A 12560-nucleotide genomic window follows, 5' to 3' on the forward strand; every position below is an offset into this window, starting at 1 on the left:
AGTGCACGGGGATGAGCCGCTGACCTACGTCTACAGCGATCAGGACAGCTACGATCCGCTGGCACGTATTGACGGCGTTGATGCCCCGGAAATCTTCTGGTTCCACTGTCAGCCCAACGGCACACCGGAGCGGATGACGGATATCGAAGGGCAGGTGCGCTGGGAAGGGGTGAACAGCGCCTGGGGCAAGCTGCTGCGGGAAAGCGAGACGCAGGTATCAGGATATTCCCAGAACCTGCGTATGCAGGGGCAATACCTGGATCGCGAGACAGGGCTGCACTACAATCTGTTCCGGTATTACGACCCGGACTGCTGACGGTTTACGCAGCAGGACCCGATAGGGCTGGCGGGGGGGATAAACCTTTACCAGTATGCGCCGAATGCGCTGGGGTGGGTGGATCCGTGGGGGTTGAGTAGGTGTTCTGGAGGTACCCGCTTAACTGTTAATAAACCGAAGATTTTAAGCAGCACAAAGCTGTCATCAACTGAGAGAAAATTCCTCGAAAGACAGTTTATGAAAAAAATGAATGCCTTAAACCGAGCGGCTCAAAGAGGAGAGTTAGTTTGGTCCCCTGGCACCCATGAGGTTAGGATTTCATCTTTGCAAAGTTCTTACAGGCAGGCTGTTTCTGCACGCTTTGAAAAAATGTTTGGTTCAGCACCTGATCTAAGTAAATTAAACGCTGATCATCCTGTTGATTTAATTGTTGGAGGTTCGCCTACACAAAGATTACAAATGCTGAATGAAACTATTAATAAAAGTGTCGGTAGTTCTTTGAAAAATGCAGGCAGAAAGGCGGGGCTTCAGCCCGGAGATGCCATCAGTGAAATAATATTTCAATAGGGGGTAAAATGAATAAATCTATTAATATACAGACGGATACTGCCACATTAGTAATTTATGATTTGATGTCATTGAAGCATAGGATTAATGATGATGCAGATTGGTGGAGTCTTCCAGAAGATGAAGTTGAAGAAATAAATAAAGGGAATGTATTATTTCTCAATCTTGGAGATGATGGTAACTATAAAGTTGATATTAAAAGTGACATTGGTGAATATGCCGGATCGTTATTTTTAAACGTACCTACTGGAAAGGTTTTCATAGGGGCGGGAGAGGATGTCACTGGCGGAGATCTGGAGCCAGATGATTCAGATGCTATTTCAGGTGAGTTTATTACTTTAGAACCAGGTAGTTACGAGGTTAAATATAAAAAGCATGGTTCAGATGTGCTAATTTCCTTTACAAAAGCAACGTTTACTGAAAACTCATTAGAAGAGGGTGTTTATCTCTGAATAAAAATCCACGCCCTGGCGTGGATTTTTTCATCCAAAAAAATGTTAAAATGAAGAACCATAGATCAGAGACAAAAAGGCACTTCTAGTTATACTTGTGACTTTTTACATAAAATCAGTAAGGTAATCAAAATGTATTTTTTAGAAAGAAAAGATGCAGAAAAAATGCTCTTTGAATTTTTAAAGAGAACTTTAATAAAAGAGTCTGATATTGAAGAGTTAATGAGCATGGCAACTAAACATGATTCAGGCCCTCCGATGAAAGGTATAATGTATAAGTATGACAAAATGGAGAGAAATGAACTCACCGCACAAGATTTAGATGATCTTAGTACATTGATGCATTTTTATGGCCCGTGATTAAGCATATCAATTCTTTTCTTTTAAAATATTATAATTCCAGAGCCTGGAAAGCTATCAACAACCAAATAGATAATATTTTTATTATTTCTCAGAAAAGATATTCAAATCAAAACTAAATTTAAGGTTGTTATTCTTAATGATAAAAACCTGAAGCCTCATTGGAATCTTGAGGCCGTTCTAAAGAGTAAAGTCAGCATCAATATCAAAAACTTTCAACATCGTCCATGTATAAAAATAATTTTTTATTAAGAGAGAATATGAACGCTGACTTCAAGTTTATCTGAGAAAACAACGTGCTAGAATGGATTTTCTGTTCAAAAATTATTAGACTAAACATACCTCGCTTAGATGCCGCAAAGGTCGATCCTGTACGCCAATTAGTCTTTGCGATAAGCGAACCAGAACCATTACCAACCGTTTTGAAAATCTTCAATTTTTATACCTATGATATGAAGCTTAACACGCTGTCTCGGTCAGGCCCTGCGTGTTGAGATCGAAAGCGCCCCAAAATATTAACTATAACTAGTGGCAAAAGAGGGTTGCATAAGCAGTTCTAACAAGTGGCTGATAAACTGTGCTGAGAAGCAAAGGATGAGCACTGTTTACTTTGTCATATTTACCTATATAAAACCAGTCAAAGAGATTGACGCAGCGATACCTGCTCATGTGGAATGGCTAGAAAAGGGGAATTCAGAGCGGATCTTTCAGGCTTCCGGCATACTGATACTGTGAATCGGAGGTGTCAGTCTCGCTAAGTGCTAGTGTCAGGCCTTACTTGGAGAGCATCTACGCGAGAAGTCTTTACAGACTTTAAGTTTGAGACTCTGAAATCATTACTTTTGTACCCAGCTTGAAGACAGTTCTCTTAGACAATAACTTTTACCCTGCAATAAAAAATCCACCCCTAAGCGTGGATTTTTCCCGTTCATAAAAATTAAACGTAAACAAGAAGTTCATCACATCGCCATCTTCAACAATGTAATCTTTTCCTTATGCACGCATCTTGCCTCCTTCTTTCGCGTCTGGCCCTTCCTGACCCAGCTCGGCCATAAACTCTTCACGGTCGGCATCGTCCAGTTCAGCATTATCGGATTAAACCGTGGCGTAAACTACTACCACTAACGAACCTTCACCGCTTGAAGGTTCTGCTGAGAAGCTCACGCAAAACCGTCTGACGCAGCTCAACGGCATTCGGTGGCGCTATGACATCCACGGACGCACCGTATAGAAAGATAACGGTCAGACCATCTGGCACTACCGTTACGACGGCGAGCATCGTATGACGAGGGTCATCAGCCGGCCGAGGGACCGCAACAGGGCGCAGACGCAGGTCAGCTTCCGCTACGATCCACTGGACCGCCGCATCAGCAATACGCACCGCCAGATGCCTGACGGCCTGCCAACCGGTAAGCTGGTCGCCACCCGGTTTGTCCGGGAACGGTTACGGCTGTTACAGGAAATGTGCGGGGATGTGCTGCTGACCTACGTCTACAGCGATCAGGACAGCTACGACCCGCTGGCTCGTATTGACGGCGTTGATGCCCCGGAAATCTTCTGGTTCCACTGTCAGCCCAACGGCACGCCGGAGCGGATGACGGATAGCGAAGGGCAGGTGCGCTGGGAAGGGGTGAACAGCGCCTGGGGCAAACTGCTGCGGGAAAGCGAGACGCAGGTATCTGGGTATTCCCAGAATCTGCGGATGCAGGGGCAATACCTGAACCGTGAGACAGGGCTGCACTACAATCTGTTCCGGTATTACGACCCGGATTGCAGAAGGTTTACGCAGCAGGACCCGATAGGGCTGGCGGGGGGGATAAACCTTTACCAGTATGCGCCGAATGCGCTGGGGTGGGTGGATCCTTGGGGGTTGAGTAGATGTTCATCCTCAGGTAAATATAAGCTTGGAACAATTCTGGGACGTACAGTTTATAAAAATACTGTTGATATACATCCTGGGGTTCCTAAGTCAGTTCATACGTCAGTTCATCCTTCAATCAAAGCGAAAGTTAAGGATGGTTGGACAAACGTTGATTTGATGAAAAATGGCTATACTCCGATTGGCACAGATGGAAAACAAGTCAATCTTCATCACGTTCTTGGACAAGAACCTGGACCAATGGTGGAAATTCTTTCATCTACTCATAAGTTGTATCATAAGCAATTGCATGGATTAATCGAGAACGGTGGTAGTTTTAGAAATACTCCTGAACTTGATAGACAGTACATTAGATTCAGAAGTGCGTATTGGATGTTGAGAGCATTAGATTTTTAATAGGGTGTAAAAATGATGACTATCAAAGCTGCAATTGAATATTTGAACAATAATGCGACAGACGAAGTTTTTTGGTTAGGTCAAGTTGATATAGAACAGATTGATTCACTTGAAGATAACCTAGGCATTATACTCCCTCATGATTTTCGAGAGTTTTTATTTTCGGTTGGTGGCGGAGGGGTGATTGGAGAGGAGATTTCAGGAATAGTGGATAATAATGCTCTTGAAGAGTCAGGAGGTGCTGTTTTTTACGATACAATATATTGCCGTAAAGAATTTTCACTTCCTGAAAATTATGCTGTTATATATCTAAAAGATGATGAAGTTTGCTGGTGTATAGATTCAGGCAGTGAGGGTTTTGGAAGGGTTGTTAATTATGACCTATTTTCCAAGAATACGACAAACATCATAAGCCCTTCGTTTTCTGAATTTTTTGATAATTATGTTAAGTTGCGGACGTGATTAGTGGAATGAATGCCAATTGTATTCATGAGCATTTCCCAAGCTGATAAGGTCCAGGAGAGAATTTGGACCTTATTGTACGTATTCTATTGCTTCTAAATAGTGGTTGTTGATTATATGTTAAGTGATTAAATGTTGAAAATTAAGTATGAAATAATACATTTCCAAACAAATACAGCAACAATATCATTTATGATTTAGTTTCACTAAAACATAGAGTTAACGATGATGCAGATTGGTGGAGTCTTCCAGAAAATAAAGTTGAAGAAATAAATAAAGGAAATGTATTATTTCTCAATCTTGGAGATGATGGTGTCTATAAAGTCCTTACTAAACATGATGTTGATGAATATACCGGGGCGCTATTTTTGAAAGTACCTTCTGGAAAGGTTGTTATTGGGGCGGGAGAGGATGTCACGGACGGCGATCTTCAACCTGATGATTCAGATGTTATATCAGGTGAGCTTATTATTTTAGAGTCGGGTAGTTACGAAGTTAAATATAAAAAGCAAAGTTCAGAAGTTCTAATTTCCTTTACAAAAGCAACATTTACTGAAGCTCTTTAGAAGAGGGAGTTTATCTCAGAAATGAATCCACGCCTTGGTGTGGATTTTTCATTTAAAAAAACAAATGTTAAACAATTAATTCATCACGTAGCCATTTGTAACAATATTCTTTCTTCCTTCTGCGCATCTCTTGCTTATTTTTTTTTCGCGCCTTATTTACCCTTGCCCTTAATAAACTGTCAATTTACTCGCAACGAACAACACCACCCTGAGGATAGCCCCCTGTGGCTGCTGACCACCCGCAGCGAATACGACCGTCTTGGCCGACTGCATCGCCGGGACGTCTTTACCGGCAATGCCCAGCGCCCGTCGCCGCGCCGCTGGTCCCGCCGCTGGGATTACGGCTACCGCAATAACCTGGTGCGGGAAAAGCGGGACGATAACCCTTTCAACTAGGACAATAGCGCCTGCGACTACTCGTTCAGGACAGCACGCTGAGGGACAGGAGCAGTGGTGTTGGGATGCTGCCGGGAATTCGAACGGAGGATCCCCTGAGAAGATTATCCATAACCGTCTGCTGAAGGAAGTGCATAGGGATGCTCTGCTTACCTATTTTCTACAACGATCAAGACAGCTACGATTCGCTGGTGAGTATCAATGCCCCGTAGATTTTCTGGTTCCAATGCCAACTCGACTGCACCGATGACGGATATCGAAGGGCATAACTGTGGTACAGGTTCAAGTATTGGTAAACTTTTATCAGAACTTCCAGTTTGAACGATAATAAAAGTCGAGGTAATGTAATGAATGATAAAAAAATACAAATAGTTGATCTGCTGATTTCGCATAGTCAAATATTGTTACGCTCCAGAGACTATGATGAGAAACTGAGTCAGTGGGGGAGAGGAAATGTTTCGCAAAGTGCTGTATTTCACAAGGATTATGTTATATTCGATCCATTGCCAGAGGACGCGTTTGGAGCAAACGTCAATATCAAAATAGAGAATGATTTCAAATTAGATGAACATGCTCAGCGCTGTATTGTTGTACCATTTTTCATTACGGATAAACATAAGCTGCAAATCGCATCTGCAACTGAGAAATTCGATTTAAATATTGATGTGAACGATAAAGTTTATTCACTCTTTTATGAGGTTTGTGAAGGTGAAGAAATTTACTATAATTTCACTCTTGTACCGGCAAAAGAAGCTATTAATGCTAAGTTTTTGCTAGATGACCCTTGGGGAGGAATAAAAGACCATCCTCTCAAAGAAGGTATTTTTTAAATTTAATACTGATCGGGGAATTAATCTCGGAATAAAAAATCCACGCCAAGGCGTGGATTTTTTCACTCAAAACTAATCAGACGTTAAACAGGAAGTTCATCACATCGCCATCTTTAACGATGTAGTCTTTCCCTTCAGCACGCATCTTGCCAGCTTCTTTCGCGCCTTGCTCACCCTTGTAGGTGATAAAGTCTTCAAACGCGATAGTCTGCGCACGAATGAAGCCCTTCTCGAAGTCGGTGTGGATCTTACCAGCCGCCTGAGGCGCAGTCGCACCGACAGGGATGGTCCATGCACGCACTTCTTTTACGCCAGCAGTGAAGTAGGTTTGCAGATTCAGCAGCTCATAGCCCGCGCGGATCACGCGGTTCAGACCCGGCTCTTCCAGACCCAGCTCGGCCATGAACTCTTCACGGTCGGCATCGTCCAGCTCGGCGATATCAGATTCAACGGCCGCGCAAACCGCTACCACCACAGAACCTTCAGCCGCTGCGATTTCACGCACTTTGTCGAGGTACGGGTTGTTCTCGAAACCGTCTTCGTTAACGTTGGCGATGTACATGGTTGGCTTCAGGGTCAGGAAGCTCAGGTATTTGATCGCCGCTTTGTCTTCTTCAGTCAGGTTTTTCAGCGCGCGCAGCATGCCCGCGTTTTCCAGCTGTGGCAGACATTTTTCCAGGGCAGCCAGTTCCGCTTTCGCGTCTTTGTCGCCGCCTTTGGCTTTCTTCTGCACGCGGTGAATGGCGCGCTCGCAGGTGTCGAGGTCAGAAAGGGCCAGCTCGGTGTTGATGACGTCGATGTCGTCAGCCGGATCCACTTTGTTGTTAACGTGGATAATGTTGTCGTTCTCGAAGCAGCGCACAACGTGGCCGATCGCTTCGGTTTCACGGATGTTGGTCAGGAACTGGTTGCCCAGGCCTTCACCTTTGGATGCGCCTTTTACCAGGCCCGCGATGTCCACGAACTCCATGGTAGTTGGCAGAATGCGCTGCGGCTTCACAATTTCTGCGAGCTGGTCCAGACGCGGATCGGGCATAGGAACAACACCGGTGTTCGGCTCGATGGTACAGAACGGGAAGTTCGCCGCTTCAATACCTGCCTTGGTGAGCGCGTTGAACAGGGTGGATTTGCCCACGTTTGGCAGACCGACGATACCGCATTTGAATCCCATTTCTAAATCACCTTAATATCTTGATAATCAATCCGTTAACGATAACCGATTGAAGAAAAGTAAATAACTACGCCTATTATACACGTAACCCGCGCGACGCGCGGTAAAAAAGCCCCAGGGCGTCGATTATTGCGCTTTGAAAGCGTGCAGTCGATTGGTGGCTTTCGTCAGGCCGTCCTGAAGCCAAATCTCGGTGCAGCGGGCCGCTTCGTCCACCGCTTCGTCAATCAACTTCTGCTCAGAAACCGGTGGTTTACCCAGTACGAAACCAACAACTTTGTTTTTATCGCCCGGATGGCCGATTCCCACGCGCAAACGGTGGAAATTAGGGGTATTACCCAGTTTGCTGATGATGTCTTTAAGGCCGTTGTGGCCGCCATGACCGCCGCCCAGCTTGAACTTCGCCACGCCTGGCGGCAGATCCAGTTCGTCGTGGGCCACCAGGATCTCATCCGGATTGATGCGATAGAACGTTGCCATGGCCGACACGGCTTTGCCGCTCAGGTTCATAAAGGTGGTTGGCACCAGCAACCGCACGTCGGCACCCGCAAGATTGATGCGTGAGGTATACCCGTAAAACTTGGGTTCTTCACGCAGGGGCGCGCGCAGACGTTCCGCCAGCAGATCAACATACCAGGCGCCGGCGTTATGGCGGGTAGCGGCATACTCTGCGCCCGGATTGGCGAGGCCGACAATCAGTTTAATCGTCACGATTTACTTCCTAATGGGTTCCAGATCTGGCGCGTAGTTTACTGTCTGGCGCGCCGCTTGACAAAGTTCTGCCTGCTGTACACCGAAATGCGAATAATTTCTTCTTTGAACAATTAGAATTTCAAGCTGTTCAATGTCTTATTTGTAAATTTTTGTCCGGGAGTTATCTGTAAATGTGATCATTCACGCAACTCATATAAGTGGCGTTGTCTATACTTTACACACAAGGAGAAGGGGTTTTTCCCCTGACAACCCAAAGTTCCGGAGGTGACATATGAAACGCAAAAACGCTTCAATGCTCGGTAACGTGCTAATGGGGTTGGGACTGTTCGTGATGGTCGCCGGTGTCGGTTATTCAATTTTAAACCAATTACCGCAGCTTGACCTCCCACAATACTTTGCGCATGGCGCGGTGCTGAGTATCTTCCTCGGTGCGGTATTGTGGCTCGCCGGGGCGCGCGTGAGCGGACATGAGGAAGTCTGCGATAAATACTGGTGGGTGCGCCATTACGATAAACGATGCCGCCGCGACCAGCATAAGCACGGCTAGTGCCCCATAAAGAACACCGAAACGACTTCATCTGAAGTCGTTTTTTTTTGCATGACGCATTGACCCTCACGTAACGTAAGGCTTCAGAGTAGCAACACTGGCAGAACAAAAGGAGCCGTTATGTTGATTCAGGTGGGTGAACTGGCGAAACGTGCTGGGATCACCGTGCGGACTTTGCATCACTACGAGCAAACAGGGCTGTTGTTACCTTCTGCCAGAAGCGCGGCAGGCTACCGGCTTTATAACCTGGCGGATGTGCAGCGTCTGCATATGATCCAGACGCTGGCAAAAGCCGGGCTGGAGCTTGCCGAAATCAGGGATTTTCTGGAACAGCGTTCGCTGTCATTAGCGGAATTACTCGACGGGCAAATCACTTTGCTGGACAAGCAACTGCGTAGCATCCATACGCTGCGCAACCGGCTGGTGGAATTGCGTACCGGGCTGACCGACGATGCGACGCCGGATCTGGAATCCTGGCTACAGACTCTGGAGTTAATGAATATGTACGATCGCTGGTTTAGCAAAGAAGAGTTGCAGCAACTGCCGTTTGCGGTAGAGAAAGAGGCGCTGGCGGATATCTGGTCGGGTCTGGTGACGGAGGTTAAACATTCACTGGAACAGAACGTCAGCGTCACGGACGCGCGGGCGACCGATTTGGCTTCACGGTGGATGGAACGCCTGGAACAGGATACCGCAGGCAAACCGGAATTTTTGACCCGTCTGAACGAAATGCACAGCGTGGAGCCGCAGATGCAGGAGCAAACCGGCATTACACCGGAGATTACGGATTACATCACGCGGGCGTTTGCCGAATCAAAGCTCAGCATCTGGGAGAAATATCTCACTGCCGAAGAGATGGCCTTTACCCGGGCGCACTACTTTGACCGGATGATGGAGTGGCCGCCGCTGGTGGCAAAGCTACATCAGGCGCAGCGGGATAATCTCAGTCCCGCTTCTGACGATGCGCAAAAGCTGGCAGAAAAGTGGCTGGTTTTATTCCAGTCCTATGCGGGAACAAACCCGCAGACCCAGCAAAAATTTCGTCTCGCCATGCAGCAGGAGCCGCATCTGATGAAAGGCACGTGGATGACGCCTGCCGTGCTTGAATGGCTCCAGCAGGCGATCGGGGTGATGATGCAAAGACGTATCTCTGCATCAGATGACTCACAGATCCGCTAATGCAGCTTCACGGTTAGGGTAGAAGGACAATCGGCCAGGGATCGGCTGTACGCCCGCGCGCGCCATGGTGCGCAGGGGCTGGAATTCGAGGTTACTGATCCGCAGCTCGCAGCCTTCCGGCAGGCGGGCAACAAAGCGCTGGAAGGCATCCAGACCGCCGGCATCCAGCACCGGGACGGCATCCCACTTCAGCACCACAATCCGTTTGCCCGCGATGCGGGACGCCAGATCGCTGAACAAACCTTCCGCCGCGGCGAAGAACAGCGGGCCAATCACGCGCAACACCAGCACATCTTCAGGCACCTCAACGTTAACCGGGGAGAGACGCGTCATCTGCGCGATGCGGCGCATAAACAGCAGCGAGGCCAACACTATGCCGACGCTGATAGCGATAACCATATCAAACAGCACGGTCAGCGACATGCAGATCAGCATCACGATGATGTCATCTTTCGGCGCACGGCGCAGCAGATTCACCACCTTATGCGCCTCACTCATATTCCAGGCCACCATCAGCAGCAGCGCAGCCATGGCAGAGAGCGGAAGCCATGAAAGCAGTGGGGCAAGGATCAGCAGCGCCATGATCACCAGCAGGGAGTGAATGACCGCGGAAACCGGTGATGTCGCGCCCGCACGTACGTTCGCGGCGGAACGGGCAATCGCAGCCGTAGCCGTAATACCGCCGAAGAACGGTGCAACGATGTTCCCTAAGCCCTGACCGACTAGTTCGCTGTTGGCTTTGTGCTTAGTGCCGGTCATGCCGTCGAGCACGACGGCGCAGAGCAGGGATTCAATCGCGCCCAGCATTGCCATGGAGAACGCGGCAGGCAGCAGAGCGCGAAGGGAATCCCAGCTCAGGGTGAAGCTGGAGCCCGGCATGTCCCACGGCAGAACCAGCTGCGGCAGCAGCTGCGGAATACCGTTACCCTGTGAGCCATCCGCCAGAACATAGTGGAACTGGGAGCCAATGGTGGCGACCTGTCCACCGAGCAGGTTGACGACGCCCATCACCGCGCAGCCCAGCAGCAGAGCGGGGAGATGCCCCGGGAGACGAATGCCTAAGCGAGGCCAGACGATGAGTGTGCCGAGGGTAACGATGCCAATGGCTGCATCGCCCAGGTTGGCCGTCGGCAACGCCATAAACAGCGCGCCCACTTTCTGTAAGTAGTGCTCCGGAACATGGGCCATTTGCAGGCCGAGGAAATCCTTAATCTGCATGGTCCCGATGGTAATCCCAATCCCCGAGGTGAACCCCAGCGTCACGGAAAGGGGAATATATTCAATCAGGCGACCAAAGCGGGCCAGACCGAACAGAATTAAAAAGATGCCGGACATCAGGGTGGCAACCAGCAGGCCTGCCAGACCAAACTGTTGGGAAACCGGGTAGAGGATCACCACAAAGGCGGCAGTTGGGCCGGAGACGCTGAAGCGGGACCCGCCCGTCAGCGCAATCACAATCCCCGCAACGGCTGAGGTGTACAGCCCGTACTGCGGCGCGACGCCGCTACCAATCGCCAGTGCCATCGCCAGCGGGATGGCAATAATCCCGACGGTGATCCCGGCTATCAGGTCACGAACGAAGCGTGACGACGTGTATTTCTCTTTCCAGCAGGCGTCGATGAGGGCGCGAAAGGGCAGAACATGTGAGGAGGTTACGTTTTTCACAATTATCTATCATCCGTGTGCGCATCATCTGTCATATGAATGGCAGGTGAAGGAGGCATAAGTCATACAAATAAATACTATAAACAAAAAAACCCGCCGTAGCGGGTTTTTTGGCCGTGTTCGATCAGTGTTCGAACATTGCAGAGATGGATTCTTCGTTGCTGATACGACGAATCGCTTCGGCCAGCATCCCGGACAGAGTCAACGTACGCACGTTTGGCAGCGCTTTGATCTCGTCACTCAATGGAATGGTATCGCACACCACAACTTCGTCGATGACGGAGTTACGCAGGTTGTTTACCGCATTGCCGGAGAAGATCGGGTGAGTCGCGTAAGCGAATACGCGTTTCGCACCACGCTCTTTCAGCGCTTCAGCGGCTTTACACAGCGTACCGCCGGTATCGATCATGTCGTCCACCAACACGCAGTCGCGGCCAGCCACGTCACCGATGATGTGCATCACCTGTGAAACGTTAGCACGCGGACGGCGTTTGTCGATGATCGCCATGTCGGTATCGTTCAGCAGCTTCGCGATAGCTCGAGCACGTACCACGCCGCCGATGTCTGGAGAAACCACAATCGGGTTGTCCAGATTCAGTTGCAGCATGTCTTCCAGCAGGATTGGGCTGCCGAAAACGTTATCAACCGGCACGTCGAAGAAGCCCTGGATCTGCTCTGCGTGCAGGTCGACCGTCAGTACGCGGTCAACGCCGACGCTGGACAGGAAGTCTGCGACAACTTTAGCGGTGATTGGCACACGCGCGGAACGGACGCGACGGTCCTGACGTGCATAGCCAAAGTAAGGAATAACAGCAGTGATACGGCCAGCAGAAGCGCGACGCAGCGCGTCGACCATAACAACCAATTCCATCAGGTTGTCGTTCGTTGGAGCACAGGTGGACTGGATGATGAAAATATCACCACCGCGTACATTTTCGTTAATTTGTACGCTGACTTCGCCGTCGCTAAAGCGACCTACAGCGGCGTCGCCGAGGGAAGTGTACAGGCGGTTGGCAATACGTTGTGCTAGTTCCGGGGTGGCGTTACCAGCAAAAAGCTTCATATCAGGCACGAGAAGAACCTCAGGCATGCGTCCAGT

The 12560-nt window shown here is 48.9% G+C and carries 12 protein-coding genes and 6 pseudogenes; 13 read left to right on the plus strand and 5 right to left on the minus strand.

The window, feature by feature from the left end; genetic code table 11:
- The 5 genes and pseudogenes from SK51_RS13980 to SK51_RS25860 all read left to right on the plus strand — a co-directional run.
- Positions 1–418 (plus strand): annotated as a pseudogene (locus SK51_RS13980) (RHS repeat-associated core domain-containing protein); the annotation flags it as partial.
- A 96-nt stretch (positions 419–514) separates the two neighbouring features.
- Positions 515–844: a hypothetical protein gene (locus SK51_RS25260; RefSeq protein ID WP_126493257.1), complete on the plus strand. Its 330-nt coding sequence runs from the start codon at positions 515–517 to the stop codon at positions 842–844.
- Positions 845–852: 8 nt separating this feature from the next.
- Positions 853–1296, plus strand: coding sequence for a DUF6386 family protein (locus tag SK51_RS13985; RefSeq protein ID WP_032676195.1), 444 nt, complete (start codon positions 853–855; stop codon positions 1294–1296).
- A 132-nt stretch (positions 1297–1428) separates the two neighbouring features.
- Positions 1429–1656, plus strand: coding sequence for a hypothetical protein (locus SK51_RS13990; protein ID WP_023306442.1), 228 nt, complete (start codon positions 1429–1431; stop codon positions 1654–1656).
- Between the two features lie 594 nt (positions 1657–2250).
- Positions 2251–2590: pseudogene (locus tag SK51_RS25860) on the plus strand (YciI family protein).
- On the opposite strand, the pseudogene SK51_RS25865 reads toward SK51_RS25860, so the two are convergent.
- A pseudogene (locus tag SK51_RS25865) lies at positions 2539–2679 on the minus strand (DUF933 domain-containing protein); the annotation flags it as partial. The pseudogenes SK51_RS25860 and SK51_RS25865 overlap by 52 nt on opposite strands.
- A gap of 109 nt (positions 2680–2788) precedes the next feature.
- Here SK51_RS25865 and SK51_RS25430 point away from each other — a divergent pair.
- From SK51_RS25430 to comJ, 6 genes and pseudogenes are all read left to right on the plus strand, one after another.
- Positions 2789–3535, plus strand: a pseudogene (locus SK51_RS25430) (RHS repeat domain-containing protein); the annotation flags it as partial.
- 156 nt (positions 3536–3691) lie between these two features.
- Positions 3692–3931, plus strand: a pseudogene (locus tag SK51_RS25870) (HNH/ENDO VII family nuclease); the annotation flags it as partial.
- 12 nt (positions 3932–3943) lie between these two features.
- Entirely contained in the window at positions 3944–4393 is a 450-nt protein-coding gene (locus SK51_RS14005; protein ID WP_032671271.1) for an SMI1/KNR4 family protein, read from the plus strand.
- 188 nt (positions 4394–4581) lie between these two features.
- The gene (locus tag SK51_RS24280) at positions 4582–4959 is read left to right on the plus strand and encodes a DUF6386 family protein (protein ID WP_223861962.1); all 378 of its coding nucleotides are present in this window, start codon (positions 4582–4584) and stop codon (positions 4957–4959) included.
- Between the two features lie 183 nt (positions 4960–5142).
- Positions 5143–5476: pseudogene (locus SK51_RS25875) on the plus strand (RHS repeat domain-containing protein); the annotation flags it as partial.
- Positions 5477–5702: 226 nt separating this feature from the next.
- Positions 5703–6185 carry a competence protein ComJ gene (comJ, locus tag SK51_RS14015; RefSeq protein ID WP_032676196.1) on the plus strand — a complete coding sequence of 161 codons (483 nt, stop codon included), beginning with the start codon at positions 5703–5705 and terminating at the stop codon, positions 6183–6185.
- A 76-nt stretch (positions 6186–6261) separates the two neighbouring features.
- Here the strand turns inward: comJ and ychF are convergent, their stop codons facing one another.
- The gene (ychF, locus tag SK51_RS14020) at positions 6262–7356 is read right to left on the minus strand and encodes a redox-regulated ATPase YchF (RefSeq protein WP_010432886.1); all 1095 of its coding nucleotides are present in this window, start codon (positions 7354–7356) and stop codon (positions 6262–6264) included.
- Between the two features lie 126 nt (positions 7357–7482).
- Positions 7483–8067 carry an aminoacyl-tRNA hydrolase gene (pth, locus tag SK51_RS14025; RefSeq protein ID WP_023306437.1) on the minus strand — a complete coding sequence of 195 codons (585 nt, stop codon included), beginning with the start codon at positions 8065–8067 and terminating at the stop codon, positions 7483–7485.
- Between the two features lie 274 nt (positions 8068–8341).
- On the opposite strand from pth, the gene ychH reads away from it, so the two are divergent.
- Both ychH and SK51_RS14035 read left to right on the plus strand, forming a co-directional pair.
- A complete protein-coding gene (ychH, locus tag SK51_RS14030) occupies positions 8342–8617 on the plus strand; it encodes a stress-induced protein YchH (RefSeq protein WP_022648382.1) in 276 nt (91 codons plus the stop codon).
- Positions 8618–8737: 120 nt separating this feature from the next.
- Positions 8738–9796 (plus strand): MerR family transcriptional regulator, encoded by a 1059-nt coding sequence (locus tag SK51_RS14035; RefSeq protein WP_023306436.1) that lies wholly within the window; start codon positions 8738–8740, stop codon positions 9794–9796.
- Here SK51_RS14035 and dauA read toward each other — a convergent pair.
- Positions 9782–11461, minus strand: coding sequence for a C4-dicarboxylic acid transporter DauA (dauA, locus tag SK51_RS14040; RefSeq protein WP_023306435.1), 1680 nt, complete (start codon positions 11459–11461; stop codon positions 9782–9784). The two genes, SK51_RS14035 and dauA, sit on opposite strands and share 15 nt — an antisense overlap.
- A 124-nt stretch (positions 11462–11585) precedes the next feature.
- Positions 11586–12533 carry a ribose-phosphate diphosphokinase gene (gene prs / locus SK51_RS14045; protein WP_003856663.1) on the minus strand — a complete coding sequence of 316 codons (948 nt, stop codon included), beginning with the start codon at positions 12531–12533 and terminating at the stop codon, positions 11586–11588.
- Between the last annotated feature and the right edge of the window lie 27 nt (positions 12534–12560).

This window comes from Enterobacter sp. MGH85 (assembly GCF_001037655.1).
Classification (GTDB): domain Bacteria; phylum Pseudomonadota; class Gammaproteobacteria; order Enterobacterales; family Enterobacteriaceae; genus Enterobacter; species Enterobacter intestinihominis.

Bases quoted from the DNA above. Each gene is read 5' to 3' on its own strand.
- SK51_RS25260 (WP_126493257.1), top strand. From the start codon at position 515: ATGAAAAAAATGAATGCCTTAAACCGAGCGGCTCAAAGAGGAGAGTTA.
- SK51_RS13985 (WP_032676195.1), top strand. From the start codon at position 853: ATGAATAAATCTATTAATATACAGACGGATACTGCCACATTAGTAATT.
- SK51_RS13990 (WP_023306442.1), top strand. From the start codon at position 1,429: ATGTATTTTTTAGAAAGAAAAGATGCAGAAAAAATGCTCTTTGAATTT.
- SK51_RS14005 (WP_032671271.1), top strand. From the start codon at position 3,944: ATGATGACTATCAAAGCTGCAATTGAATATTTGAACAATAATGCGACA.
- comJ (WP_032676196.1), top strand. From the start codon at position 5,703: ATGAATGATAAAAAAATACAAATAGTTGATCTGCTGATTTCGCATAGT.
- ychF (WP_010432886.1), bottom strand. From the start codon at position 7,356: ATGGGATTCAAATGCGGTATCGTCGGTCTGCCAAACGTGGGCAAATCC.
- ychH (WP_022648382.1), top strand. From the start codon at position 8,342: ATGAAACGCAAAAACGCTTCAATGCTCGGTAACGTGCTAATGGGGTTG.
- SK51_RS14035 (WP_023306436.1), top strand. From the start codon at position 8,738: ATGTTGATTCAGGTGGGTGAACTGGCGAAACGTGCTGGGATCACCGTG.